Origin of the sequence: Aeromonas rivipollensis, from assembly GCF_037811135.1 — a bacterium.
In the GTDB taxonomy this organism is placed as follows: domain Bacteria; phylum Pseudomonadota; class Gammaproteobacteria; order Enterobacterales; family Aeromonadaceae; genus Aeromonas; species Aeromonas rivipollensis.
The window spans coordinates 3,084,780-3,109,995 of the sequence record NZ_CP149130.1; the positions used below are offsets into that span (position 1 = coordinate 3,084,780).

22 protein-coding genes are annotated in these 25,216 nt (G+C 61.0%); 12 read left to right on the top strand and 10 right to left on the bottom strand.

The genetic code is table 11. From position 1 onward, the window contains the following. Positions 1 to 41 precede the first annotated feature (41 nt). Entirely contained in the window at positions 42 to 524 is a 483-nt protein-coding gene (locus WIR04_RS13850; RefSeq protein ID WP_205641381.1) for a MarR family winged helix-turn-helix transcriptional regulator, read from the bottom strand. Between the two features lie 94 nt (positions 525 to 618). Here WIR04_RS13850 and WIR04_RS13855 point away from each other — a divergent pair, with 94 nt between their 5' ends. After that, entirely contained in the window at positions 619 to 1,500 is an 882-nt protein-coding gene (locus tag WIR04_RS13855) for a DMT family transporter (RefSeq protein WP_338887691.1), read from the top strand. Positions 1,501 to 1,584: 84 nt separating this feature from the next. Here the strand turns inward: WIR04_RS13855 and pgm are convergent, their stop codons facing one another. Next, positions 1,585 to 3,234: a phosphoglucomutase (alpha-D-glucose-1,6-bisphosphate-dependent) gene (gene pgm / locus WIR04_RS13860; RefSeq protein ID WP_338887693.1), complete on the bottom strand. Its 1,650-nt coding sequence runs from the start codon at positions 3,232 to 3,234 to the stop codon at positions 1,585 to 1,587. 54 nt (positions 3,235 to 3,288) lie between these two features. Further along, positions 3,289 to 3,795 carry a replication initiation negative regulator SeqA gene (gene seqA / locus WIR04_RS13865; protein ID WP_307765509.1) on the bottom strand — a complete coding sequence of 169 codons (507 nt, stop codon included), beginning with the start codon at positions 3,793 to 3,795 and terminating at the stop codon, positions 3,289 to 3,291. A 288-nt stretch (positions 3,796 to 4,083) separates the two neighbouring features. Between seqA and WIR04_RS13870 the strand changes: the two genes are divergently transcribed. Genes WIR04_RS13870 through fldA form a run of 4 tightly spaced genes read left to right on the top strand, consistent with a single transcriptional unit; the run spans position 4,084 to position 6,005 of the window. Next, positions 4,084 to 4,848, top strand: coding sequence for an alpha/beta fold hydrolase (locus WIR04_RS13870; RefSeq protein ID WP_338892587.1), 765 nt, complete (start codon positions 4,084 to 4,086; stop codon positions 4,846 to 4,848). Positions 4,849 to 4,903: 55 nt separating this feature from the next. Beyond that, positions 4,904 to 5,125: a DUF2788 domain-containing protein gene (locus WIR04_RS13875; RefSeq protein ID WP_025326360.1), complete on the top strand. Its 222-nt coding sequence runs from the start codon at positions 4,904 to 4,906 to the stop codon at positions 5,123 to 5,125. Between the two features lie 20 nt (positions 5,126 to 5,145). Further along, positions 5,146 to 5,442 (top strand): LexA regulated protein, encoded by a 297-nt coding sequence (gene ybfE / locus WIR04_RS13880; RefSeq protein WP_005325670.1) that lies wholly within the window; start codon positions 5,146 to 5,148, stop codon positions 5,440 to 5,442. 38 nt (positions 5,443 to 5,480) lie between these two features. Continuing rightward, on the top strand, positions 5,481 to 6,005 hold the full coding sequence (fldA, locus tag WIR04_RS13885) for a flavodoxin FldA (RefSeq protein WP_005325673.1): 525 nt from the start codon (positions 5,481 to 5,483) through the stop codon (positions 6,003 to 6,005). Positions 6,006 to 6,051: 46 nt separating this feature from the next. Here fldA and WIR04_RS13890 read toward each other — a convergent pair whose 3' ends face one another. Beyond that, the gene (locus WIR04_RS13890) at positions 6,052 to 6,552 is read right to left on the bottom strand and encodes a DUF4442 domain-containing protein (protein ID WP_338887696.1); all 501 of its coding nucleotides are present in this window, start codon (positions 6,550 to 6,552) and stop codon (positions 6,052 to 6,054) included. Between the two features lie 244 nt (positions 6,553 to 6,796). On the opposite strand from WIR04_RS13890, the gene fur reads away from it, so the two are divergent. Further along, a complete protein-coding gene (gene fur, locus WIR04_RS13895; protein ID WP_111911275.1) occupies positions 6,797 to 7,225 on the top strand; it encodes a ferric iron uptake transcriptional regulator in 429 nt (142 codons plus the stop codon). Between the two features lie 117 nt (positions 7,226 to 7,342). On the opposite strand, the gene glnS is transcribed toward fur, so the two are convergent. The 3 genes from glnS to nagE all read right to left on the bottom strand — a co-directional run bounded on the left by glnS (position 7,343) and on the right by nagE (position 13,587). Next, the gene (glnS, locus tag WIR04_RS13900) at positions 7,343 to 9,004 is read right to left on the bottom strand and encodes a glutamine--tRNA ligase (protein ID WP_338887697.1); all 1,662 of its coding nucleotides are present in this window, start codon (positions 9,002 to 9,004) and stop codon (positions 7,343 to 7,345) included. 341 nt (positions 9,005 to 9,345) lie between these two features. After that, on the bottom strand, positions 9,346 to 12,009 hold the full coding sequence (locus WIR04_RS13905) for a beta-N-acetylhexosaminidase (RefSeq protein WP_338887698.1): 2,664 nt from the start codon (positions 12,007 to 12,009) through the stop codon (positions 9,346 to 9,348). Between the two features lie 123 nt (positions 12,010 to 12,132). Then, positions 12,133 to 13,587: an N-acetylglucosamine-specific PTS transporter subunit IIBC gene (gene nagE, locus WIR04_RS13910; protein ID WP_307765517.1), complete on the bottom strand. Its 1,455-nt coding sequence runs from the start codon at positions 13,585 to 13,587 to the stop codon at positions 12,133 to 12,135. 271 nt (positions 13,588 to 13,858) lie between these two features. Here nagE and nagB point away from each other — a divergent pair, with 271 nt between their 5' ends. The 3 genes from nagB to nagC are packed head-to-tail and all read left to right on the top strand — an operon-like array spanning position 13,859 to position 17,033. Further along, positions 13,859 to 14,659, top strand: a complete 801-nt coding sequence (gene nagB / locus WIR04_RS13915; protein ID WP_338887699.1) for a glucosamine-6-phosphate deaminase — start codon at positions 13,859 to 13,861, stop codon at positions 14,657 to 14,659. Positions 14,660 to 14,668: 9 nt separating this feature from the next. Then, positions 14,669 to 15,814 (top strand): N-acetylglucosamine-6-phosphate deacetylase, encoded by a 1,146-nt coding sequence (nagA, locus tag WIR04_RS13920; RefSeq protein WP_025326349.1) that lies wholly within the window; start codon positions 14,669 to 14,671, stop codon positions 15,812 to 15,814. Between the two features lie 4 nt (positions 15,815 to 15,818). Continuing rightward, complete coding sequence (nagC, locus tag WIR04_RS13925; protein ID WP_025326348.1) at positions 15,819 to 17,033, top strand: DNA-binding transcriptional regulator NagC; 1,215 nt, start codon at positions 15,819 to 15,821, stop codon at positions 17,031 to 17,033. Between the two features lie 186 nt (positions 17,034 to 17,219). Here the strand turns inward: nagC and WIR04_RS13930 are convergent, their stop codons facing one another. From WIR04_RS13930 to aspS, 3 genes are all read right to left on the bottom strand, one after another. Next, on the bottom strand, positions 17,220 to 18,845 hold the full coding sequence (locus WIR04_RS13930) for a phosphoethanolamine--lipid A transferase (RefSeq protein ID WP_338887700.1): 1,626 nt from the start codon (positions 18,843 to 18,845) through the stop codon (positions 17,220 to 17,222). Between the two features lie 347 nt (positions 18,846 to 19,192). Continuing rightward, on the bottom strand, positions 19,193 to 19,933 hold the full coding sequence (locus WIR04_RS13935) for a YebC/PmpR family DNA-binding transcriptional regulator (RefSeq protein WP_005325689.1): 741 nt from the start codon (positions 19,931 to 19,933) through the stop codon (positions 19,193 to 19,195). Positions 19,934 to 20,001: 68 nt separating this feature from the next. Beyond that, positions 20,002 to 21,780, bottom strand: coding sequence for an aspartate--tRNA ligase (gene aspS / locus WIR04_RS13940; RefSeq protein WP_338887701.1), 1,779 nt, complete (start codon positions 21,778 to 21,780; stop codon positions 20,002 to 20,004). 433 nt (positions 21,781 to 22,213) lie between these two features. Between aspS and WIR04_RS13945 the strand changes: the two genes are divergently transcribed. From WIR04_RS13945 to cmoB, 3 genes are all read left to right on the top strand, one after another. Continuing rightward, entirely contained in the window at positions 22,214 to 23,062 is an 849-nt protein-coding gene (locus WIR04_RS13945) for a DUF72 domain-containing protein (protein WP_338887702.1), read from the top strand. Positions 23,063 to 23,445: 383 nt separating this feature from the next. Next, complete coding sequence (gene cmoA / locus WIR04_RS13950) at positions 23,446 to 24,186, top strand: carboxy-S-adenosyl-L-methionine synthase CmoA (RefSeq protein WP_111911251.1); 741 nt, start codon at positions 23,446 to 23,448, stop codon at positions 24,184 to 24,186. Beyond that, positions 24,183 to 25,160 (top strand): tRNA 5-methoxyuridine(34)/uridine 5-oxyacetic acid(34) synthase CmoB, encoded by a 978-nt coding sequence (cmoB, locus tag WIR04_RS13955; protein ID WP_234690738.1) that lies wholly within the window; start codon positions 24,183 to 24,185, stop codon positions 25,158 to 25,160. The genes cmoA and cmoB overlap by 4 nt, the downstream gene beginning before the upstream one ends. Positions 25,161 to 25,216: the final 56 nt, after the last annotated feature.

Genomic DNA, 25,216 nt, shown 5'->3' on the forward strand with positions numbered 1-25,216 from the left:
GCGCCTTGCCAATGCAAAACGGGCCCCTGGGGCCCGTTTTGCTATTCGTTTTCCAGCAGCCAGCGCTTGAGCAGAGCGGCCAGTTGCCCCTGCTCCTCGTCCGTCAGCGGGGCCAGCAGGCGGCGCTCGTTCGCCACGTGGCGCTCCACCGCATGGTCGACCAGCTCCCGCCCCGGCTCCGTCAGGCAGACCAAGAGGCTGCGTCTGTCATCGGGGGCCGCCTGACGCACTATGAGGCCGCGCTGCTCCAGCTTGTCCAGCCTGGCCGTCATGGCTCCCGAGCTCAGCATGGCGGACTGGTAGAGGGCGGTCGGGGTCAGCGGCTCACCGGCCCGGCGCAGGGTTGCCAGTATGTCGAAGTCCGAGCCGAGCAGGCCGCACCCCTTGAGCTCTTCACTCACCTCGCGCCCGGCGATGGCCGCCATGCGCGCCACCCGCCCCAGCACCCCCATGGGGGAGCAGTCGAGATCCGGTCGCTGCCGTGCCCACTGGGCCAGCAACAGGTCTACATGATCACTATCCATTCCGGCTCCATTATCTTTTCGAAAAGATACTTGATAATAAACTAACTCGCGGCTAATTTATCTTTACTTCAAGATACTTCATTGCGAGACAACCATGCCACTGCTGATTGCCCTGCTCGCCCCCCTGCTCTGGGGCAGTACCTATGCCGTCGTCAGCCTCTACCTGACCGACTACTCCCCCTACTGGGTGGCCGTGTGGAGGGCACTGCCGGCCGGTATACTGCTGTTGCTGCTCCATCCCCGCCGACCACCGCTCACCTGGAGCCGGCAGTTCCTGCTGGCGTTTTGCAACATCACCGCCTTCTTCGCCCTGCTGTTCGTGGCGGCCTATCGCCTGCCGGGGGCGGTGGCGGGCACCCTGGGCGCCACCCTGCCCCTCATTCTGATGTTGCTGGCCTGGCTGCAGGATGGCAAGCGACCCAGCCTGAAGTGGCTGCTGCTGGGTCTGATGGGGCTCGCGGGTGTACTCCTGCTGCTCAACCCCTCCGCCAACCTGGATCCCGTCGGCGTGGCGTGCGCCCTGCTGGCCACCCTGCTCATCGGCCAGTCCAGCCGCTGGATGCAGCGCTGGCCGGTGAGCGATCTGCTGGCGCTGACCGCCTGGCAACTGCTGCTCGGGGGCCTGATGCTGATCCCGCTCGCCTGGTGGCTGGCGGGCCCCATGCCGCTGCCGCAACCGGCGAGTACCCCCGGGTTGCTCTGGCTTGTTCTGCTCAACACGGCACTGGCCTACTGGGCCTGGCTCTGGGGGCTCAAGCGCCACGGCCCCGAGGTGATGGGCATGCTGGCCCTCACCAACCCCATGGTGGCGGTCTCCTTCGGCGTGCTGCTGGTGGGAGAAACGCTGGACGCTCGCCAGTGGCTCGGCATAGGGGTGATCCTGCTCTCCCTGTTCCTGATGAAGCTGCCGACCCGGCCTCTCTTCAAGGGCGGGCAGGCTGCCAAGGCTTGCCCCGACCAGCAGGGAAATGGCTGATCGGGCACCAGAACCTCACCAGACACCCAGCAAAAAGGAGCCAGAATGGCTCCTTTTTATGCGCTTCAAAAACTGGCCTCAGGCTCAGACGCCGGCCTTGGCCAGGGCTGCTGAGACTATCTGCTGGGCCTCCTGCTGAATGAGGTCCAGGTGCGCCTCACCCTTGAAGCTCTCCATGTAGATCTTGTAGATGGACTCGGTGCCCGAGGGGCGCGCCGCGAACCAGCCGTTCTCGGTCACCACTTTCAGGCCACCGATGGCAGCGTTGTTGCCGGGCGCCTTGGTCAGCTTGGCGATGATGGGCTCACCGGCCAGGGTCGAGGCTTCCACCAGCGCCGGATCCAGCTTGGAGAGCACCGCCTTCTGCGCGCTGTTGGCGGGAGCGTCGATGCGGCGGTAGCTGGAGCGACCGAACTTGGCTTCCAGGGCATCGTAGTGGGCCTGGGGATCCTTGCCGGTCACGGCCAGGATCTCGGCGGCCAGCAGCGCCAGGATGAAGCCATCCTTGTCGGTGGTCCAGACGGTGCCGTCCTTGCGCAGGAAGGAGGCGCCCGCGCTCTCCTCGCCGCCAAAGCCGAACTCGCCACTGTAGAGGCCATCCACGAACCACTTGAAGCCAACCGGCACCTCTTTCAGGGTGCGGCCTATCTCGCCGGCGACCCGGTCGATCATGGAAGAGGAGACCAGCGTCTTGCCGACGGCAGCCGTTTTGGGCCAGCCGGTCCTGTGGGTGAACAGATACTGGATGGCCACCGCCAGGTAGTGGTTCGGGTTCATCAGACCCGCCTTGGTGACGATGCCGTGACGGTCGTAGTCGGGGTCGTTGCCAAGGGCGATGTCGAACTTGTCTTTCAGGGCAATCAGGCCCGCCATGGCGAAGGGGCTGGAGCAGTCCATCCGGATCTTGCCGTCTTTATCCAGGGTCATGAAGGAGAAGGTCGGATCGACGCGATAGTTGACCACCTCGATGTCCAGATCGTAGCGCTTGGCGATCACGTCCCAATAGGCCACGCCGGAGCCGCCGAGCGGGTCCACCCCTATCTTGATGCCGGCCCGCTTGATGGCGGCCAGATCCAGCACCTTCTCGAGATCATCCACATAGGGGGTGACATAGTCGTGTTCGACCACGAACTCACTGGCCAGGGCCTCGGCGAACGGCATCCGCTTCACGCCGGCCAGACCGGCTTCCAGAATGGCGTTGGCTCTGTCTTCCACCCACTTGGTGATCTCCCCTTCGGCAGGACCGCCGTGGGGGGGGTTGTACTTGAAGCCACCGTCTTCCGGCGGGTTGTGGGACGGGGTGATCACCACGCCGTCCGCCAGAGCAGCAGGCTTGCTGGCGTTGTGACGCAGGATGGCGTGGGAGATGACCGGGGTCGGCGTGAAGCCGAGACCAGCCTGGATGCGTGTCTCGACGCCATTGGCCGCCAGCACTTCCACCGCGCTGGAGAAGGCGGATTCAGAGAGGGCGTGAGTGTCCATGCCCACAAACAGCGGGCCCGTGATGCCGGCCTGCTGGCGATACTCCACCAGCGCCTGGGTCACCGCCAGGATATGGGATTCGGTGAAGGCGTTGTGCAGGGCGCTGCCCCGGTGGCCGGAGGTGCCGAAGGCTACCCGCTGCTCGGGGCGGCTCATGTCCGGCTTGTTGAGGTAGTAGGCGCTGACCAGACGGGGAATGTTGGTCAGATCGCTTAAACGGGCCGGCTGACCGGCGTGGGGATGCTGTGCCATGGCGTTTTCCTTGAGCAGAAGCCTTGCCCGGCAAGGCCTTGAGTCGTTGATGCGTTAAACGGTACCGCACACCCGAGCCGTCAGAGCCTCGTCATAACCCATGCTGGTCATCAGCTGGGCCACCATGTTCTGCTTGCGACTGGTGTTGGTGTTGGTGATGACCCAGAACGGGGTATCCGGCACCTGCTTGGGCTTGGTGGTGCTGCCACTGGCACGCAGCGCCTCGGGATCCCGCGAGAAATAGACGCGCTTGCGCCCCTTGATCTCGGTCGCCTGAGTGAAGCTCTCCGGGTTGTCCCGGTACAGGGTGCTGAGCACCAGCATGAAGCGGTTGATGGACTTCTCTTCTTTTTGCAGCTCGCCGGAATCGAGCAGGGCTTCCAGTCCCATGGCATCGGCCAGGGGCTGAGGCTGGGCCACAGGCGCGGCCGGCACTGTCGTCCCCGCCTTGACGGGTTGTTCCAGCAGACGGCGCAGGATATCGGAAGCACTCTCGCCGATGTGCCGGGTCTGGCTGGCGATAAAGAAGTAGAGATCGTCATCAAGCTCGATGGTTTTCATAGGGATGCGCTGGACTCGTCGAAATTCGGATGCGGCGATTATACATAGGCAGACCCGGCAGCCCAAGGGAGCGGCTGGCAGATGTGCATGAATCTCGGTGAGAATACGGCATAATGGCGGGCCAAGTGTGTGATCCCCCGCACTGATAGCCGATCCCGGGCCGTTTTTTTGGAAAAAAACCACAAAAAAATGTCCCCCGAGGAATGAAATCCTTTTCTTTCAGTGTGTTAAAAATCTGGCGAAACAGCCCACGACCGACAAGGTGTCATTTTGCAACAAAACTCATTATTGAATTTCAAGGATCAGGGACAAGGCCCTGTCGTCGTGCTGATCCACGGCCTGTTCGGCAGCCTGGACAACCTCGGCCTGCTGGCCCGCCCCCTGAGCGAACAGTACAGGGTCATCAGCGTCGATCTGCGCAACCACGGTGCCTCCTTTCACTCGGATGAGATGAGCTACCCGCAGCAGGGGGCGGATGTGATCGCCCTGCTGGATCACCTGGCGCTGGACAAGGTGGCCCTGGTCGGTCACTCCATGGGGGGCAAGGTCGCCATGCAGGTCGCCAAGCAGGCCCCTGCCCGGGTCGACCGGCTGGTGGTGGCCGACATAGCCCCTGTGGCCTATCCCCATGCCCGCCACCAGAATGTGTTCGCCGGACTCAACGCCACGCTGGCCAATCCCCCCCAGAGCCGTGCCGAGGCCGAGGCCCTGCTGGCCCAATACGTCGAGATCCCCGGGGTGCGCCAGTTCCTGCTCAAATCCTTCGCCAAAACCGAGGCGGGCTGGGCCTGGCGCTTCAATGTGCCGGCCCTTGAGCGCAACTACGCCAATATCATGGGCTGGCCCGACGACCAGACCCGCTTCGAGGGGCCGACCCTGTTCATCAAGGGGGGGGATTCCGACTATGTGCAGCCTCAATATACCGAGACAGTGATGGCACAATTCCCGGCCGCCAAGGCCCGCGTCATCGCCGGAACCGGCCACTGGCTGCACGCCGAAAAGCCGGTTTTGTTCAACAAACTGGTTGTGGATTTCCTGTCGACAGGCGGTTAACAGTTTCAAATCCTTTGTGATATAGTGCGCCCGTCATAAGGAGTGCGCGCAATCCATGCTGAATGAACATATCGATCTGATCGAGAGTCTGGGCCTGAAGCTGTTCTTCGTGGCCATCTTCCTGCTGATTGGTCTGGCCATTCAAGACGTGCTCAAACGCGGCAACGTGCCCCGTTTCGGCCGCTTTATCGTCTGGCTGGTTCTGTTTCTGGGTTGCGCGGGTTTTGTCGCCAAGGGGCTGATCGAAATGGGCTGGGAAGGCTCTGGGATCGGCTAACTACTTTTCATCTGTGATGTATGGCCAAACAGCAAACTGATCGAACAACACTGGATCTGTTCGCAACTGAGAAGCGCCCCGGCAGGCCAAAGACCAATCCACTCCCCCGTGAGACCCAGCTCAAGATCAACAAGCGCAACCAGCTCAAGCGCGATCGGGAGAACGGCCTGAAGCGGGTCGAGTTAAAGGTGGAGGCCGAATTGCTGGAGCGCCTGAACCAACTTGCGCTACAACAGAACGTCAGCCGAGCCGAGCTGATCCAATCTATCCTGAAGCAACAGATTGAGTCTGCGCATGCAGCAGGCATCGCAATCTGAACCGTTAAGCATTAACCAGATACGGGTAACTAAACACTATGGCTAGTGTAGGTCTGTTTTTCGGCAGCGATACCGGTAATACCGAAGCTGTCGCCAAGATGATCCAGAAAGAACTGGGCAAACAACTGATTGAAGTCCGTGACATTGCCAAGAGCAGCAAGGCCGACATCGACAGCTTCGATCTGCTGATGTTCGGTATCCCGACTTGGTACTACGGCGAAGCCCAGGCCGATTGGGATGACTTCTTCCCAGAGCTCGAAGAGATCGACTTCAACAACAAGCTGGTCGCCATCTTCGGCTGCGGCGATCAGGAAGACTATTCCGAATATTTCCTCGACGCCATGGGCACCCTGCGTGACATCGTCGAAGCCAAGGGTGCCATCATCATCGGCCACTGGCCAACCGCGAGCTACGAGTTCGAGGCCTCCAAGGCACTGGTGGATGACAAGCACTTCGTCGGTCTGGGGATCGATGAGGATCGCCAGCCGGAGCTGACCGCCGAGCGCGTCAAGGGCTGGTGCAAGCAGTTGCACGAAGAGATGTGTCTGAGCGAGCTGGAGTGATCTCCCTCCTCTGACAACAAGGGCCCCGCTGGGGCCCTTGTTGTTTCTACTCCTTCGTGGCTGGCGCTGCCTGGGCCGGCGTTCTATGTTCCGGCTTGGGTTTCACATACAGGGTGCGCCTGACCTGGGCCACCAGCTCTCCCCGCTTGTCCTGCACCTGCACCTCGAACTCGGGGAAATGCTTGTTGCCCCCCTCGGTCGCCGCCACTATGGATGCCAGCTTGGCGTCGGTCAGGTTGAACTCCGCCACCAGCAACCCCTTGCCAGGCTTGATGAAATTGATGCTGCCCGCCTTGTCCCAGACGTAATAACGGTTCTTGAAATGGCCCATCAGCATCAGCGGATAGATGGGATCCGTCATGGCAAACATGCTGCCGCCGAACTGGGTCCGGTTGGCATTCTTGTTCCACCAGCGGGACTTGAGGGTGACCCGACAGAAACGAAAATCGGGGCTCAATGTTTCTATCTTGATGCCCGCACCCCAGAACGGGGGCCAGGCGTTGAGGGCGTGGCGCACCCAGGCCGCGTTGCCAAAAAGCCAATCCATGGATCTCATCCGACCAGACTATAGAGAAGTGACATAGTATCAACATTCCCTCGCGGAGCAAGCCCGGTCCGGGTCGGCCAGATTAATCTTCCACGGGGGATAAATGTGCTAAACCCCTTGAATTACTGGGTTTATTTTTGACTTGGCTACGACCTATAATGTCAGGCCATACGAGTTCGTGGTTGCCATTCCTTCGGCAGTCAATCAGAATAACCACACCTTCGAGAATGCGAATAAATAGAATATGGCAGACAACAACCAAGCGTTAAAAAAGGCCGGGCTCAAGATCACCTTGCCCCGCGTCAAGATCCTGGAAATCCTGCAACAGCCGGACTGCCAGCACACCAGTGCGGAAGATCTGTACAAACGGCTGATCGACCAGGGTGAGGAGATTGGTCTCGCTACCGTCTATCGCGTTCTCAACCAGTTTGATGATGCCGGTATCGTCACCCGTCACCACTTCGAAGGTGGCAAGTCGGTGTTCGAGCTGGCGACCCAGGAACATCACGACCACCTGGTATGCCTCGATTGTGGCAAGGTGATCGAGTTCTCCGACGAGGTGATCGAGCAGCGTCAGCGCGATATCGCCAAACACCACAACATTCGCCTGACCAACCACAGCCTCTATCTGTATGGTCATTGCGCGAACGGTGACTGCAAACACGACGAATAACGCCGGCGGCCGCGAGCAGCCATGAAAAAGCCAGCATCACGCTGGCTTTTTTTGTGTCCGCAATCCGGACCAGAGTGGCAGGGTCTCCCCTGCCCTCTTCTTGTCAGACCGCAGCGATCAGGCCTCGGCCTTGCCCCAGACGTCGCGCAGGGCCACGGTGCGGTTGAACACCAGCTGCTCCGGGCTGGAGAGCTTGTTGTCGGCGCAAAAATACCCTTCACGCTCGAACTGATAGGCAAACTCCGGCTTGGCGTCCTTGAGGGAAACCTCGACCCGGGCACCGGCGATGATCACCAGGGAATCCGGGTTGAGCGCCGCCTCGAAGTCGTCCTCGGCACCGGGGTTCGGCATCTTGAACAGACGATCGTAGAGACGGATCTCGGCAGGCAGAGACTGAGTGGCGCTGACCCAATGGATCACCCCCTTCACCTTGCGGCCATCGGCCGGATCCTTGCCCAGGGTCTCGGGATCGTAGGAGCAGTAGATGCAGGTGACCTTGCCGTCCGCATCCTTCTCGACTCGCTCGGCCTTGATGACGTAGGCATTGCGCAGACGCACTTCCTTGCCCAGCACCAGACGCTTGAACTGCTTGTTCGCTTCCTCTTTGAAGTCCGCCTCGTCGATGAAGATCTCGCGGGTGAAGGGAAGTGTACGGCTGCCCATCTCCGGCTTGTTCGGGTGAGCCGGTGCGGTCAGCACCTCGTCGGCGGCCAGGTTCTCGATGACCACTTTCACCGGGTGCAGCACCGCCATGGCACGGGGGGCATTCTCGTTGAGATCGTCACGGATGCAGGCTTCCAGCATGCTCATCTCGACGATGTTGTCCTGCTTGGTCACGCCGATGCGCTGGCAGAACTCGCGGATGGAGGCCGGCGTGTAACCGCGGCGACGCAGCCCGGAGACGGTCAGCATGCGCGGATCGTCCCAACCGCTGACGTGCCCCTCGGTCACCAGCAGGTTCAGCTTGCGCTTGGACATGACGGTGTATTCGAGGTTCAGACGGGAGAACTCGTACTGACGGGGGTGGCAGTCGATGCTGATGTTGTCCAGCACCCAGTCATACAGGCGGCGGTTGTCCTGGAACTCCAGGGTGCACAGGGAGTGGGTGATCCCCTCCAGGGCGTCCGAGATGCAGTGGGTGAAGTCATACATGGGGTAGATGCACCACTCGTCACCGGTCTGGTGATGGTGGGCAAACTTGATGCGATAGATGACGGGATCCCGCATCACCATGAAGGGGGACGCCATGTCGATCTTGGCGCGCAGGCAGGCGCTGCCCTCGGCCATTTCGCCGTTCTTCATCTTGGCGAACAGGGCCAGGTTCTCTTCCACGCTGCGATCGCGGAACGGGCTGTTCTTGCCAGGGGCAGTCAGGGTGCCGCGGTATTCGCGCATCTGCTCGGGGGAGAGCTCGTCCACGTAGGCCAGACCCTTCTCGATGAGCTCGATGGCATAGCCGTGAAGCTTGTGGAAATAGTCGGAGGAGTAGCAGATCTCGCCGCTCCACTGGAAGCCGAGCCACTGCACGTCCTGCTTGATGGACTCCACGAACTCGATGTCTTCCTTCGCCGGGTTGGTGTCATCGAAGCGCAGGTTGCACTGGCCCTGATAGTCGCGGGCGATGCCGAAGTTCAGGCAGATGGACTTGGCGTGACCGATATGGAGATAACCGTTCGGCTCCGGCGGGAAACGGGTATGCACGTGGTTGTGCTTACCGCTGGCCAGATCTTCATCGATGATCTGACGGATAAAGTTGGTTGGGCTGCTCGCCTCGCTCATGGCTCACCTCAAAAATGCGTCACTGGCGGAAGTTGTGCCGGTTGGCACCCTCATCACCCCGCCGTCAAGCCGGATATGATCCCTCATTACGCGCCCTGCCTCAACCTGAATTTGGCCAATCCGGGCCATTGGCGTGCTAAAAACGGGAAACAGCGGGAGCCCCTCTGAACCCTGACCAAAAAAAGCCCCGCACTAGGCGGGGTCACAAGTGATGAAAAACAGACAATACACACACACAACAAAGGTTCACACGCACAGTCAACCTTTCCCAAATCCGATGACATATCGGCCTTGGGAAAGGCGGGTCTTGCGACCCGCCCTGTGTCAGTGACGATACGCTATCAGTTCAGCTCGGTGACGCGGCTGGCGCGCTTGCCATCGAAGCTGGTGGTACGCAGCCAGACCTTGCCATTGACGGTCGGCTTGGCCGCGGCGTCATAGGCGGTCCAGGTGGTACCGTCCAGGCTGTACTGGATGGGCAGACCCGGCAGATCCACGTTCGCTTCCAGCTTGCCGTTCACCACCTTGGCGCCCGGCACGGAGAGGCGGTATTCAACACCCGCCTGATCCAGCTTCGGCAGCACGCGCTGACCCAGCAGGTTGGCGAACTGGTTCCACTCCTTGTTCAGGGTGGCCTTGTTGACGTGCTTGGTGGTACCGGAGAACTCGCGGCCCTTCACGTAATCCAGCTCGAAGCCGCCCTTGTGCCAGGCACGCTCGGCCACGGAGAAGATCCGCGGATAGACCATGTACTCGTACTGGGCGTCGGTGCGCACTGTTTCGCTCCACTGCTGACCGGAGATCCCCTTGAACTTGACCGGATCCTGGTCACCCTTGGCCACGAAGGCGTTGCCGTCGCGGTCAACCGAGGTCTCGGCGTTCTGCGGCAGGTTTTCCGGGGCGAAGGCGAACACCTTGCGGGTGTCGTTGAAACGGGTCGCCCAGTAGTAGCCACGCTCGGCCGGGTGTACCTCGTTCGGGAAGTCGAAGTAGAGGTAGTCGGGGTTGGAGAGCACCACGTCATAGCCCTTGTGCGCCCACTTCATCGCCTCGTTGAAGCCACCCCAGTAGAGGGTTTCCCAGAAGTTGACCCGGGTCTTGTCGGTGGCGAACACGCTGGCATCCGTGGCGTACTTCAGACCATCTTCCCAGGCCTGCAGGGTGGAGAAGCCGTGGCCCTTGACCATCTCGCTCACTTCCTTGGCGAAGTGGACAGGCAGCTCGGCCACGTCCTTGATCTTGCCATCGTCGATCATCTTCTGGCACATCGGGGACTTGCCGAACGGCTTGTCCTGCTTGCTGGAGTCGACGTTGCCCTTCCAGGCCACCAGATCGGCTTTCTGGGTAACGGCCGGATCCTGATAGCCGCCGCCCTGCATGATGTTCTTCGCCTCGTCACCACCGTAGTGCCAGGCGGTCAGGGGCTGACCGGCGGCCTGGTGCATCTGGGCCACTTCATCCATCACCTTGGCCACGAAGGTGGCAGCACCCGGCTGGCAGGGGTTGATGAAGGACATCTTGTCGTAGAACTGCACCGAGGTGACGTTGGAGGTGTCATCCGGGTCAGTCAGACGGAACTGGTTCGCTTCCGCTTCCTTGCCTTCCGCCAGCAGACGCTTGTAGCGCGCCTCCATGGAGACCACGGCGGCACGGGCGTGAGCCGGCATGTTGATCTCGGGGATCACGGTCACGCCGCGGGCCTTGGCGTAACGCACCAGGTCGATGTAGTCGGACTTGCTGTAGAAGCCGGAGCCCTGGTTGTCGCTGGTGGGGCCAGAGCCGAGCTGCGGCATCAGGCACTGGGTCTCGGAGAGATCGTGGCAACGCTGGCTACCGACGTCGGTCAGCTCCGGCAGGCCCGGGATCTCGATGCGCCAGCCTTCATCGTTGGTCAGGCCAAGGTGCAGCACGTTGAGCTTCATGGCAGACATCTGGTCAACCAGCTTCTTCATGGTCTCAGTGCTTCTGAAGTGGCGGGCCACGTCGGTCTGCATGCCGCGGTATTCGAAGCGCGGTGCATCCTCGACACTCATCTGGCTCACCAGCTTGTCGTTGACCCCCAGGAGGGAGATCAGGGACTGGGCGCCCCAGAAGGCCCCGTCGATGTCATGACCCTGCACCACAGTGCCTTTGGCGCCTATGGTCATGTCATAACCTTCGGCCTGCTTGAGCTTGCTGCCGAGCTTGATGGTGACCGGGTAGCCGGTGTCGGAGAGGGTAACACCCAGCTTGGTCAGTTGAGCCTTGAGGGCCTCGGCGCGATCGCTTGGCAGATCCAGGGCATTGAGCTTGATGGTGGAGAAGTCGACCTGGGGACCGGCCTTGACCACCTGCTTCATCGGGGTCGGCAGTATCTGGTCGTCAATCTTGCCGGCAGGCAGCAGGGTGCTGGTCTGGTTGGCGGCAAAACGGGTCTCGCTGTTCATCAGGATGTTGTTGTCATCCTTGGTGCGCTTCCAGCCATCGGCTGGCATCGGCTTCTCATAGGTGGTGGCATCGTCGATGTTGCTCATGCTGGCCAGCACTTTCGGCTCGGCCCCTTCGCTGGCGACGTACCAGTTCGGCATGATGTCAGATTCGAACAATACCCAGTACTCCACCACCAGGGGCACTTCGACCGTGGCGTCCTTGGCAAAGCCCTGGAACTTCTCGGTTGGCGTCAAACGATAGAGGTCGCCGGTCAGGTGGGTGATGGTGAACTGGTCGTTGTCCACCCGCTGGATGCGGCGGATGGAGGAGACATAGATGCTCCAGTCCTTGGAGGTGACGTCGGCACCGGTATTGGTCAGATGCAGCTTGGCAACACCGCAGCTCGCCCACTCGGAGCCCAGGGCCTGGCAGTCGAGGCCGGCGCCGGCACCGTCATTGGTGACGACTTCGTACTTGACGACCAGATTGCTGGCGAGGGAATCGACCACGGCTTGCTTGGCGGCATCGGCTGCCTGCACTTGGCTGACGAAAACGGTAGACATGGCAATGGCTAACAGAGAATGTTTCAAGTTCATAACTGCTGCTCTCATTTGAAGTAAAGGTTGGATTTTCTTGGCTTTTTTTATATGGGGCCCCGGGAACGGGGCCCTTAGTTATGTCAACAATGGACTTAGACTTGAGGTGAGCGAGTCGCTCGATTAACGCAGGGCTTTCATCTCACCGGCGATGATTTCGGCCAAGGGGCCCAGAATCACCTGCAGGTTCTGCTCACCGAGCTTGACCACACCGGCCGCGCCCAGGGCTTTGAGCTTGCGCTCATCGACGATGCTGCGATCTTTCAGGGTCAGACGCAGACGGGTGATGCAGGCATCGATGGTCACCAGGTTCTCCTGGCCACCCAGCACTTCCAGATACTGGCGAGCCAGCTCGGTGCGGTCGGTGGTCTGAGCCTGTACCGGCACGGCTTCGTCATCTTCACGACCCGGGGTTTTCAGGTTGAACTTGACGATAACGGCACGGAAGATGGCGTAGTAGAGACCGAAGAACACCAGGCCTTGTACCAGCAACATGTACCACTGGGTCGCCAGCGGGTTGCGGCTGGAGAGCACCATATCCACCAGACCGGCACTGAAACCGAAACCGGCGATCCAGTGCATGCTGGAGGCGATGAACACGGACAGACCGGTCAGCAGGGCATGGATGACGTAGAGCACAGGCGCCACGAACATGAAGGAGAACTCGAGCGGCTCGGTCACCCCGGTGAAGAAGGCGGCAAAGGCGGCTGCGATCATGATGGAGGCAACTTTCTCTTTGTTCTCTTTCTTCGCGCTGTGGTAGATGGCCAGTGCCGCACCCGGCAGACCGAACATCATGATGGGGAAGAAGCCAGCCTGGTACATGCCGGTCACGCCCACGACAGCCTTGCCGGCGTCAATGGAGGATTGGCCACCCAGGAAGTTCGGGATGTCGTTGATGCCAGCCACGTCGAACCAGAACACAGAGTTCAGGGCGTGGTGCAGACCGACCGGGATCAGCAAACGGTTGAAGAAGGCGTAGATGCCGGCACCGGTGGAGCCCATGCTGACGATGGATTCACCGAAGTGTACCAGGCCACCATAGATAACCGGCCAGACGGCCATCAGGATGAAGGAGACCACTATCATGACAACGGAGGTCACGATGGGTACCAGACGACGGCCGGAGAAGAAGGCCAGCGCCTTGTGCAGCTCGACGCTGCTGAAGCGGTTGTACAGCTCGGCCGCGATGACACCACAGAGGATGCCGACGAACTGGTTGCTGATCTTGGCAAAGGCTGCCGGCACCTGGTCGGCCGGGATACCCTTGATCTGGGCAACGGCGCCCGGGCTCAGCAGGGTGGTGACCACCAGGAAGCCGACCAGACCGGCCAGCGCGGCGGAACCGTCTTTATCCTTGGACATGCCATAGGCGACGCCCACGGCAAACAGCACGGGCATGCTGTCGATGATGGCGGCACCCGCCTTGATCAGGAAGGCGGCGACCGGACTTCCACCGCCCCAGCCGTTCGGGTCAATCCAATAGCCAATCCCCATCAGGATCGCTGCGGCAGGCAATACCGCTACCGGCACCATCAGGGCACGGCCGATCTTTTGCAAATAACCGAGAATGTTCACGGTTCCTCTCCTTAGTTGATGTTTTTCTAGAAATTAAGTGCTTATCACGTTCGACGCATAAGCCATCAAGGCTTGATTGGCAGTCTATGTGTTTTATTTCGCTGCGCAAATTAATAAACCAGCTTTCGTGATCATTATCACTCAACAGAGATAAAGGTAGCGGATAGATGTGGCTTAGTTCGCAATCTTTATTTACGCTATAAAACAACTTGAATCCGTGTTTGGTCCCTTGCCGTCAATCCTGTGCGGCAACCGTACTGAGGTATAGAAAATGCGCCTGATCCCGTTGAAGTCTGCCAGCCAGGTGGGTCTCTGGTCTGCCCGTTACATCGTTGACCGCATCAATGCGTTCAAACCGACAGCCGACCGCCCCTTCGTGCTGGGCCTGCCCACCGGTGGCACGCCGCTGACGACCTACAAGCGCCTGATCGAGCTGCACAAGGCCGGCGAGGTGAGCTTCGAGCACGTGGTGACCTTCAACATGGACGAGTATGTGGGCCTGCCGAAGGAGCACCCGGAGAGCTACCACAGCTTCATGCACAACAACTTCTTCAATCACGTCGACATCCGCCCGGAAAACATCAACATCCTCAACGGCAATGCCGAGGATCTGGTGGCCGAGTGCAAGCGTTATGAAGACAAGATCAAGTCCTACGGCAGGATCAACCTCTTCATGGGCGGCGTCGGCAACGACGGCCACATCGCCTTCAACGAACCGGCCTCTTCCCTGGCCTCCCGTACCAGGGTCAAGACCCTGACCGAGGATACCCGCATCGCCAACTCCCGCTTCTTCGGTGGCGACATGGAGCAGGTGCCCAAGCTGGCGCTGACCGTGGGCGTGGGCACCCTGATGGATGCCGAAGAGATCATGATCCTGGTGACCGGCCACGCCAAGGCTCTGGCCCTGCAGGCCGCGGTGGAAGGCTGTGTCAACCACATGTGGACCATCTCCACCCTGCAACTGCATCCCAAGGGCATGATGGTGTGCGACGAGCCCTCCACCATGGAGCTGAAAGTCAAGACGGTCCGTTACTTCCAGCAGCTGGAAGCCGCCAACATCGACCGTCTGTAAGGAGCCGTCATGTACGCACTGACTAATTGCACCCTCTATACCGGCAGCTGCGTGCTGACCGGTTACGGGGTGGTGATCGAAGGCGACAAGATTGTCGCCATCTCCCACCTGGCCGAGCTGCCAGCGGGCATTGAGCAGATTGATCTCAAGGGCGCCAACCTCAGTGCCGGCTTCATCGATGTGCAGCTCAATGGCTGCGGCGGCGTCATGTTCAACGGTCACATCACCACAGAGACCCTGGCCACCATGCAGGCGGCCAACCTCAAGTCCGGTACCACCAGCTTCCTGCCGACCCTGATCACCAGTCCGGATGCGGACATGAAGCTGGCGGTGGCGGTGACCCGCGACTACATGGCCGCCCGTCCGAACGAGGTGCTGGGGGTCCATCTGGAAGGGCCCTACACCAACCTCAAGCGCAAGGGCATACACCCGGCCGAGCAGATCCGTCAGCCCGTCGACGAGATGATCGATTTCTTCTGCGCCAACAGCGACGCCATCGCCAAGATCACCCTGGCGCCGGAGCGCAACAAGCCGGAGCACATCCGTCGCCTGGTGGAAGCCGGCATCCTGGTCTCCGCCGGTCACACAGCTGCCAGCTATGACCAGGCCATGGCCGGCTTTGACAACGGCATGCGCTTTGCCACCCACCTCTACAACGCCATGACCCCGACCCTGAACGGTCGCGAACCTGGCGTGGTGGGCGCCATCTACGATCGCAAGGATGTCTATGCGGGCATCATCGTCGACGGTCACCACGTGCACTGGGCCAACGTGCGCCTGGCACACAGGATCCTCGGCGAGAAACTGGTGCTGGTCACCGATGCCACCGCCGCGGCCGGTGCACCGGAAGGCTTTGAGCAGTTTGATTTTTGTGGCGCAACCGTCTATTTCCGCGATGGTCAGTGCGTCGATGAGAATGGTACACTCGGCGGCTCTGCCCTCACCATGATTGAAGGGGTGGAGAATCTGGTCAAACAGGTCGGATTACCGCTCGATGAAGCACTGAGAATGGCCACCCTTTACCCCGCTCGCGCCATTGGATGGGACTCACGTCTCGGTAGTATCCAGGTCGGAAAAATTGCCAACCTCACCGTCTTTGATCAGGCCTTCACGGTCTGCGGGACCGTGGTTAACGGACACTACACAACACAGTGACACTATGACTGGCGGACAAATAGCAAACGTAGATCTTATCAAGCAGGTGAACAGTGCCGTCGTCTATCGACTCATTGACCTGCAGGGGCCCATCTCGCGGGTCAAAATTGCCGAGTTGAGTCAGCTGGCCCCGGCCAGCGTGACCAAGATAACCCGGCAACTGATCGAGCATGGGCTGATCAGGGAGACGTCGCCCCAGGCGTCAACCGGCGGACGACGCGCCATCTCCCTGACCACCATCAAGCATCGCTTTCAGTTTGTCTCCGCCAAGCTTGGCCGCGGCTATCTGCAGCTCTCCCTGTATGATCTCGACGGCAAGGAGCTCGATCAGCACATCACCCAGGTGACAGAGATAGAGCAACAGCCCGTGGTCGACATGCTGCTGCGGGAAATTGGCGCCTTCATCGACGCCAATACCGAGCGCAGCCGCAACCTCATCAGTGTCGCCCTCACCATGCCGGGCCTGGTCAACCCGGAATCCGGCATGGTCATCTATACCCCCACCTACCAGATCCGCAACCTGGGGCTCGCCAAGCTGCTGGAGCACCATTTCAACCTCCCCTGCTACGTGGGCAACGATACCCGTTCCCTGGCGCTGGCCGAGCACTTCTTCGGCGAGTCCCGCGACTGCATGGACTCCATCCTGGTGAGCGTCCACCAGGGCACCGGCTCCGGCATCATCACCAAGGGGCAGGTATTCCTCGGTCATAACCGCAACGTCGGCGAGATAGGCCACATCCAGGTCGAGCCCCTCGGCAAGCGCTGCCACTGCGGCAACTTCGGCTGCCTCGAGACCATCGCCTCCAACGAGGCCATCGTCGACAAGGTGAAGGAGCTCATCAGCCGCGGCCACCTGAGCTCGCTGCAGGAGAAGCACATCACCATCCAGGAGGTGTGCAAGGCCGCCGTGGCCGGTGACGAACTGGCCCGCAGCGTGATCGAGAACGTGGGAGAACACCTGGGCCGGGCCATCGCCATCACGGTCAACCTGTTCAACCCTCAGAAGGTGCTGATCGCCGGCGAAATCACCGCCGCCGAGGAGATACTGATCCCGGCCATCCGTCGCTGCGTCGAGCACCAGTCCCTGCCGAGCTTCCACCGTGGCCTGCCCATCGTGAAGGCGCGCTTCCAGAACCAGCCCACCATAGGCGGCTTCGCCCTGGTGAAGCGCTCCCTGCTGGAAGGGGATCTGCTGCAGATCATCATGGAGCAGAAGTAAAGGCCCAAGCCTTGGGAAACAAAAACGGCAGCCAGTGGCTGCCGTTTTTTATGGTCTGTTTTCGCCGGTTTACCCTGCCCTACAGGGCTTGAACAGGTCAAGCTTGCCGTCATAGACCTGGGTCTGTACGTCCATGATGCCGAGCATGGTGCGGGGAAACAGGTTGTCGCGTTCGGTTAGCCTGACTCACCCCGCCCGGCAGGGCTTGAACAGGTCAAGCTTGCCGTCATAGACCTGGGTCTGCACGTCCATGATGCCGAGCATCGAGTGGAACAGGTTGTCGTGGGAGAAGCGCTTGCTGTCCGCCTCCTGGCGCAGGCAATCCTGATTGAGCCCGCGATCCCGCTGCAGCTGGGGAGAGAACCAGGTCAGCAGGGGCACCCGGGTCTGATCGTCCGGGGCGAACTTGTAGGGGGTGCCGTGCAGGTAAAGCCCCAGCGCCCCCAGGGATTCCCCGTGATCCGACAGGTAGACCAGCCCCACGTTGTACTGGCTCTCCAGGGTCTTGAGCTTGGCGATAAGCTGGGACAGCACCTTGTCGGTATAGCGAATGGTGTTGTCATAGGTGTTGACCAGCTCCTCATTGCTGCAGTTCTCGATGTCGCTGCGCGGGCAGTCCGGCAGGAAGACACGATCCTCGGCCGGGTAGCGGCGATAGTAGGTCGGGCCATGGCTGCCCATCAGGTGGAAGGCCACCAGCTTGCTGCCCTGCTTGCCCTTCATCCCGGCGATCTGCCGATCCAGCCCCTGCAGCAAGACCTCGTCATAGCAGGAGTCCCCTTCACAGTATTGGGGGAAGGCCTTGGGCTCGATCTCCAGGGTGGGCACGTTATTGCACACCCCCTTGCAGCCGCCGTCGTTCTCCTTCCACAGCACTGAGACACCGGCGTGTTGCAGCACGTCCAGCAGGCCGTCCCTGGACTTGGCCAGGGTCTCGTCATATTCCCGGCGCGTGAGGTTGGAGAACATGCAGGGCACCGAGACAGCGGTGGCGGTGCCACAGGAGCGCACGTCCCTGAAGGAGACGAGATCCGGCTCCTTCATGGTGAAGCCGTTGGTCTGCTTCTGGTAGCCGTTGAGGGAGTAGTTCTGGCTGCGGGCCGTCTCCCCCACCACCAGGAACATCAGGGTCGGCTTGCCGCCCTTGTCCACCACCCTGGCATCTGTGCCTATCGGCTGATAAGGGACAGGGGTGGCGAAGAGAATATCCCGGGCGTAGCGATAGAGACCGCGCACGTAGTTGGAGGGGACTATCTCTTTGACGATGGTATGGTTGTTGCGCCCGACCGAGGCGTAATCCTGGTAATAGAGGGCGGCGACGCCGACCAGGAACAACAGGGAGAGTGCGATCCCCGCCAGACGCTGGGCCAGCCCCTTGTACCAGGGGGTTGGGTATTCGATCTTCAGCCACAAGAGGCCAAGCACCGGCAGCACGGCGGTCAGCAGGAACCAGAGCACCACTGAACCATTGAGATAGGAGGTCGCCTCCCCGCTGTTGGTTTCGAGTATGTTCTGCACCATGCCCACATCGAAGATGATCCCGTATTTGAGCATGGCGTAGCTGACCAGAGAGGCCGTCATGATCAGCAGGATGAAGAAGGGCTTGAGCAGGTAGCGGAAGGTAAACGGCAGGAAGACCGCATTGAGGGCGGCGATCAACACCAGGGGGATAGAGAGGGCAAATCCCGCCTTCACATGCTCGAGGGCGCTGAGAATACGATAAAAGTGCAGGAAAATGGGCCAGTTGAACACCAGTGCAAACAGCAGCACCAGCAACAGATTGACCTTCATCACTCCCAGAGTGAGGCGCATAAGAAGACTCCGACAAACCAGTGATCTGGAGACCCTGCATGGGGACTCCGTTGTGGGCATCCCTGCCACCCGTCTCTCTTCCCGAGCAGACAAGGTGGTGATGGGCACAGCGGCCCGGATGCAAGGAAAGAGTAAGAAGGCAAACTTAAGCGGGAATTAAGGAAGGCACAGCGAAGGAAATGGCGACTGAGAAGAATCAGTGAGATAAAAAAACGGCAGCCTGAGGCTGCCGTCTGGTGTTTATCCCCAGTCAGGGGAGGCTGTGCTGTCAGAGCAGCGCGGCCACTTCGTCGGAGGGAGGTGAGACCGTTGTGGTGCCCCTCTCTCACACGTGCTCTACCTGGCGATCAGAGCAGTGCGGCCACTTCGTCGGAGATGGAGCCGTTGTGGTAGACCTCCTGCACGTCGTCCAGATCTTCCAGCATGTCGATCAGACGCATCAGCTTGGGGGCTGTGTCGGCATCCAGCTCGGCTTCGGTGGAGGCGATCATGGTCACTTCGGCGCTCTGGGGCTTGAAGCCGGCGGCTTCCAGGCCATCGAGCACTGTGCCGAAATCGTTCGGGGTGGTGTAGACCTCGATGGAGCCATCCTCTTCGGTAACCACGTCATCGGCACCCGCTTCCAGGGCCGCGTCCATCAGGGCATCTTCGTCCACGCCCACGAAGGTCAGCAGACCCTTCTTGCTGAACAGGTAAGCCACCGAGCCGTCGGTGCCCAGGTTGCCGCCGCACTTGCTGAAGGCATGACGCACTTCCGCCACGGTGCGGTTACGGTTGTCGGTCAGGCACTCTACCATGACGGCGGAGCCCGCCGGGCCGTAACCTTCGTAGACGATGGTCTCGAGCTGCTCGCCATCGCCACCACCGGCGCCGCGCTGGATGGCACGGTTGATGGTGTCGCGGGTCATGTTGCCGGTCAGGGCAGCCGCTACCGCCGCGCGCAGGCGCGGGTTGTTGGCGGGATCAGCATCACCGAGGCGAGCCGAGGTGGTGATTTCGCGGATCAGCTTGGTGAAGATCTTGCCACGCTTGGCGTCTTGCGCCGCCTTGCGGTGTTTGATGTTGGCCCATTTGCTGTGACCTGCCATAAAAACTCTCCGTTATAATTTGAAATCAATGGGATACGGGTCGCATGGCGACCCGTTCTTCAATCTTCTCAGGCGTCAGCCTTGGCATCGGCCTTGGCTACGGTGGCGATGGCCAGCTCGGTCAGCTGGGCCTGGTTGGCGAAGCTGGGAGCATCCGTCATCAGGCAGGCCGCTGCCGTGGTTTTCGGGAAGGCGATCACGTCCCGGATGTTGTCGGTACCGGTCAGCAGCATGCTGAGGCGGTCCAGGCCGAAGGCCAGACCGGCGTGGGGCGGGGTACCGTATTTCAGGGCATCCAGCAGGAAGCCGAACTTCAGACGCTGTTCGTCCGGGGTGATGCCCAGGATGTCGAACACGGTGGACTGCATCTCGCTGTTGTGGATACGCACAGAGCCGCCGCCCACTTCGTAGCCGTTGATCACCATGTCATAGGCGTTGGCATAGGCACCCAGGGGGTTGGCCTTGAGCTCGGCCGGGCCCAGGTTGCTCGGGGCGGTGAAGGGATGGTGCATGGCAGCCAGACCACCTTCGCCATCTTCCTCGAACATGGGGAAGTCGATGACCCAGAGCGGCTTCCAGACGTTCTCCACCAGACCCAGATCGCGGCCCACCTTCAGGCGCAGGGCGCCCATGGCGTCACAGACGACCTTCTTGGAGTCAGCCCCGAAGAACAGGATGTCGCCATCGGCGGCGCCGGTACGGGCCAGGATCTCGCGCACTATCTCGTCGGACAGGAACTTGGCCACCGGGGACTGCACGCCCTCGAGGCCATTGGCGGCGGCGTTGACCTTCATCCAGGCCAGGCCCTTGGCACCGTAGATGCCGACGAACTTGGTGTATTCGTCGATCTGCTTGCGAGAGAGCTCGGCGCCGCCCGGGACTTTCAGGGCTGCGACGCGGCCTTTGGGGTCGTTGGCGGGGCCGGCGAAGACGGCGAACTCGACTGCGGTCAGCAGATCGGCCACGTCCACCAGCTCCATGGGCAGGCGCAGGTCCGGCTTGTCGGAGCCGAAGCGGCGCATGGCCTCGTCGAAGGTCATGATGGGGAAGTCGCCCAGATCCACGTTCAGGATGTGCAGCCAGAGTTTGCGGATCATCTCTTCCATGATTTCACGCACTTGCGGCGCAGTCATGAAGGAGGTCTCCACGTCGATCTGGGTGAATTCCGGCTGACGGTCGGCACGCAGGTCCTCGTCGCGGAAGCACTTGACGATCTGGTAGTAACGATCGAAGCCGGACATCATCAGCAGCTGCTTGAACAGCTGCGGGGACTGCGGCAGGGCGTAGAACTTGCCCTTGTGCACCCGGCTCGGCACCAGGTAGTCACGGGCCCCTTCCGGGGTCGCCTTGGTCAGCATGGGGGTCTCGATGTCGAGGAAGCCCTGCTCGTCCATGAAGCGACGCACGAAGGCGCTGGCCTTGGCACGGGTCTTCAGGTACTTGGCCATCTCGGGGCGACGCAGGTCCAGATAGCGATACTTGAGGCTTATCTCTTCGCTGTTGACCTGGTTGAAGTCCAGCGGCAGCGGCTCGGCACGGTTGATGATGGTGAGCTCGTGGGCGAACACCTCGATGGCACCTGTGGCCATGTCGCTGTTGCGCTGGGAGTCCGGACGGGTACGCACCACGCCGGTCACCTGGATGCAGAACTCGCCGCGCAGCTCGGAGGCCAGGGCGAAGGCGTCCGGCTTGTCCGGGTCGAAGAAGACTTGCACGATCCCTTCCCGGTCGCGCATGTCGATAAAGATGAGGCCGCCGAGATCGCGACGACGGTGGACCCAACCGCACAATGTAATGGTCTGCCCGGCATGGGCCTCATTGACCTGTCCGCAATAGATAGAGCGCATGGACTTCTTCCTTCGAAATGGTAGAGAGACGGTTCACCTTGGGTCGCCGGGCACGACTGGCAAGCACCGTCTGTCTCACAGCTGGCCAGATCCTGGTTCTTACCCGGTTTGAAATCAGTCTCATATCATCCGGCTCCCCGAGCCGGATACTTGCCGCCAATGCCGGCTCGCGCCGAGTGGCCCCACTGAGGGGTCGACGCGCGAGGCGAGAACATCGGCAAGCGTCGTTGTCTGGCAACCTTGTGACCCCGGTCATCGCCACCTTAGGCGTACAACCCCGTGAGTCACAACGATTTGGCAAACAAAAGGGCTGGCATTATAGAGGAAAACCCCCATTTGGGTAAAATGGCCCGCAGCCTCCTTTGCCCTGTTTTTTGTTGTCCTGGCGCAAAAAGGGGAGCAAAACAGCATTAATCCGCAGACAGGAACCAACATGAGCCTCTATTTGGGTCTGCCACAGTGGTCACACCCGGCCTGGCCCGGCCAGTTGCTGGGGGTAGGCGCCAGGCCCGCCGAGCACCTCGCTCACTATGCCCGGGTGTTCAATACGGTGGAGGGCAACACCACCTTCTACGCCTCCCCCACCCCGGAAACGGTGCGCCGCTGGGCCGATGCGGTCCCCGACCACTTTCGCTTCAGCTTCAAGTTTCCGAAAGACATCAGCCACCAGAGCGATCTGGTGAGCGCCGACAAACAGGTGACGGACTTCATCCGCCTGCTGGCGCCCCTGCACGACAGGCTGGGGCTGCTCAAGCTGCAACTGCCCGCCCGCTTCGGGCCACAGGGGCTGGCCCGTCTGGGTGCCTTCTTCGAGCGGCTGCCGCGGGATTTCACCTATGCCCTCGAGGTGCGCCACCCCGACTTCTTCGCCAAGGGAGAGGCGGAGCGCGCTCTCAACCGGCTGCTGATGGACAAAGGCATCAACCGCATCATGCTCGACAGCCGACCGCTCTTCTCGGTGCCCGCCACTACGCCGGCCCTCGTCGATGCCCAGGGCAAGAAGCCGAGGCTGCCGGTACACCTGCTCGCCACCGCAAACAGCCCGGTAGTGCGTCTGATTGGTCTTCCTCAAATCGAGGACAATTACCCCTTTTTGCCATCCTGGTTGCCCCGCTGGAAACAATGGTTGGCAGAGGGGAAGGATCTCTACCTCTTTATCCATACCGCCGACAACGCCCGGGCCCCCGAGCTGGCCCGTCAGGTCAGTCGGCTGCTCGGTCAGGAGATGGCCCCCTGGCCGGGGGAAAACGATCGCGCGCGCCAGGGCCTGCTGCCCTTTTAGCCGCTCCCTTCCCCGCCCCTGTTTCACCGCTAAAAAAAGCCGTTTTTTTGTGGCCCCACGGGGCTCGGCGTCAAGACAAACGCCCACCTTTCCTCTACACTACCGCCCCAAGCAAGGACCCGGACGCCCGCCATTGCATAGTGTTGCAGGCGACCGTCCGGCTCCCGGTAAAGGGCTCTGACCGCTGTCCATGGCAACACCTGCCGCAGACGGCTCATCCCCATAAAGGACCAGGATGATGGTCCATTGCGAACGGGGCGGGCCCGAAGGATCTCAAGGCCAGCCACCCCGTTCGTAAACCGGTGACGACCCGGACGGGCGTCACCCAACGACTCCATTGAACACACAGTCGGTTCGCGCACCGGCTGTCAGGTTGCGCCAGCATGCACGATCAGATTTTTGCCGCCCCCATCGCCCAATTGGGGGATTTTTGCTTTGACGAACAGGTCGTCGATGTCTTCCCCGACATGATCCAGCGCTCTGTGCCGGGTTACAGCAACATCATCTCCGCCATCGGCATGATGGCCGCCCGCTACGCCCAGCCCCAGAGCCGCCTCTACGATCTCGGCTGCTCCCTTGGCGCGGCGACCCAGGCGATGCGCCGCCATGTCAACCAGCCGGGCTGCCAGATCACGGCGGTGGATCTCTCCCACCCCATGATAGAGCGCGCCCGCGCCCACCTGTCGGGCTTCAAGTCCGAGGTGCCGGTGGAGCTGGTGGAGGCGGACATCTGCGACATCGCCATCGAAAACGCCTCAGTGGTGGTGCTCAACTTCACCCTGCAGTTCGTCGCCCCCGAGAAACGGGCCGCCCTCATCCAGCGCATCCATGACGGCCTGCGCCCAGGAGGCATCCTCATCCTGAGCGAGAAGTTCCGCTTCGAGGACGAGCAGGTCAACGCCCTGCTCATCGACTTGCATCTGGACTTCAAGCGGGCCAACGGCTACAGCGAGCTGGAGATAAGCCAGAAGCGCACGGCGCTGGAGAACGTGATGCGCACCGACAGCCTGGAGACCCACCGTGCCCGCCTGCGAGACGCCGGTTTCACTCATCAGGATCTCTGGTTCCAGTGCTTCAACTTCGGCTCCATGATTGCCATCAAATCAAGCGACGCCCAGCCATGATCGATTTCGCCAACTTTTATCAACTGATCGCCAAGAACCGGCTGAGCCACTGGCTGCACACCCTGCCCGCCCAGCTGCACGCCTGGCAGCACGACAACCTGCACGGGGATCTGCCGCGCTGGAACCGGGCCCTCAACAAGCTGCCCGTCGTCGCCCCTGGCGAGATCGAGCTCAAGAACCGGGTCGAGATCGGCAGCCTTGAGAGCATGAACGAAGGGGAGCGCAAGAAGACAGAGAGCCTGCTGCGCCACTTCATGCCCTGGCGCAAGGGGCCTTTTACCGTACACGGCATCCACATCGACACCGAGTGGCGCTCCGACTGGAAGTGGGATCGGGTGCTGCCCCATATCAGCCCCCTCGAAGGTCGTTACGTGCTGGACGTGGGCTGCGGCAGCGGCTACCACCTCTGGCGCATGGTGGGGGAAGGGGCCAGGCTCGCGGTCGGCATAGACCCGAGCCCCCTGTTCCTCTGCCAGTTCGAGGCCATTCGCCACTTCGCCGGGGGCGATCAACGGGCCCACCTGCTGCCGCTCGGCATCCAGGAGCTCCCTGAGCTGCGGGCCTTTGACACCGTCTTCTCCATGGGGGTGCTCTATCATCGCAAGTCCCCCATCGAACACATCGAACAGCTGCGCAATCAGCTGAAAGACGATGGGGAGCTGGTGCTGGAGACCCTGGTGGTCGATGGCGACGAGCGGGAAGTGCTGGTGCCCACCGATCGCTACGGCAAGATGCGCAACGTCTGGTTCATCCCCTCAAGCGCGGCCCTCAAACTCTGGGTCGAGCGCTGCGGCTTCAGCGACGTGCGGATAGTGGACGAGAATATGACCAGTACCGACGAACAGCGTCGTACCGACTGGATGATTAATGAGTCCCTGAGTGACTATCTGGATCCCGATGATCCTGCACTCACGGTCGAAGGATACCCGGCACCCAAGCGGGCCGTACTGATCGCCAGAAAGGCCAAAGACTAGCCGATGGCGGCTGTGGAAGTTACACTGACCCAATTCCAGGAAGCACAGTTAAATGA

Excerpts from the sequence above, each read along its gene's own strand:
- WIR04_RS13850 (WP_205641381.1), bottom strand. The coding sequence starts at position 524 with ATGGATAGTGATCATGTAGACCTGTTGCTGGCCCAGTGGGCACGGCAG.
- WIR04_RS13855 (WP_338887691.1), top strand. The coding sequence starts at position 619 with ATGCCACTGCTGATTGCCCTGCTCGCCCCCCTGCTCTGGGGCAGTACC.
- pgm (WP_338887693.1), bottom strand. The coding sequence starts at position 3,234 with ATGGCACAGCATCCCCACGCCGGTCAGCCGGCCCGTTTAAGCGATCTG.
- seqA (WP_307765509.1), bottom strand. The coding sequence starts at position 3,795 with ATGAAAACCATCGAGCTTGATGACGATCTCTACTTCTTTATCGCCAGC.
- WIR04_RS13875 (WP_025326360.1), top strand. The coding sequence starts at position 4,904 with ATGCTGAATGAACATATCGATCTGATCGAGAGTCTGGGCCTGAAGCTG.
- ybfE (WP_005325670.1), top strand. The coding sequence starts at position 5,146 with ATGGCCAAACAGCAAACTGATCGAACAACACTGGATCTGTTCGCAACT.
- fldA (WP_005325673.1), top strand. The coding sequence starts at position 5,481 with ATGGCTAGTGTAGGTCTGTTTTTCGGCAGCGATACCGGTAATACCGAA.
- WIR04_RS13890 (WP_338887696.1), bottom strand. The coding sequence starts at position 6,552 with ATGGATTGGCTTTTTGGCAACGCGGCCTGGGTGCGCCACGCCCTCAAC.
- fur (WP_111911275.1), top strand. The coding sequence starts at position 6,797 with ATGGCAGACAACAACCAAGCGTTAAAAAAGGCCGGGCTCAAGATCACC.
- glnS (WP_338887697.1), bottom strand. The coding sequence starts at position 9,004 with ATGAGCGAGGCGAGCAGCCCAACCAACTTTATCCGTCAGATCATCGAT.
- WIR04_RS13905 (WP_338887698.1), bottom strand. The coding sequence starts at position 12,009 with ATGAACTTGAAACATTCTCTGTTAGCCATTGCCATGTCTACCGTTTTC.
- nagB (WP_338887699.1), top strand. The coding sequence starts at position 13,859 with ATGCGCCTGATCCCGTTGAAGTCTGCCAGCCAGGTGGGTCTCTGGTCT.
- nagA (WP_025326349.1), top strand. The coding sequence starts at position 14,669 with ATGTACGCACTGACTAATTGCACCCTCTATACCGGCAGCTGCGTGCTG.
- nagC (WP_025326348.1), top strand. The coding sequence starts at position 15,819 with ATGACTGGCGGACAAATAGCAAACGTAGATCTTATCAAGCAGGTGAAC.
- WIR04_RS13930 (WP_338887700.1), bottom strand. The coding sequence starts at position 18,845 with ATGCGCCTCACTCTGGGAGTGATGAAGGTCAATCTGTTGCTGGTGCTG.
- WIR04_RS13935 (WP_005325689.1), bottom strand. The coding sequence starts at position 19,933 with ATGGCAGGTCACAGCAAATGGGCCAACATCAAACACCGCAAGGCGGCG.
- aspS (WP_338887701.1), bottom strand. The coding sequence starts at position 21,780 with ATGCGCTCTATCTATTGCGGACAGGTCAATGAGGCCCATGCCGGGCAG.
- WIR04_RS13945 (WP_338887702.1), top strand. The coding sequence starts at position 22,214 with ATGAGCCTCTATTTGGGTCTGCCACAGTGGTCACACCCGGCCTGGCCC.
- cmoA (WP_111911251.1), top strand. The coding sequence starts at position 23,446 with ATGCACGATCAGATTTTTGCCGCCCCCATCGCCCAATTGGGGGATTTT.
- cmoB (WP_234690738.1), top strand. The coding sequence starts at position 24,183 with ATGATCGATTTCGCCAACTTTTATCAACTGATCGCCAAGAACCGGCTG.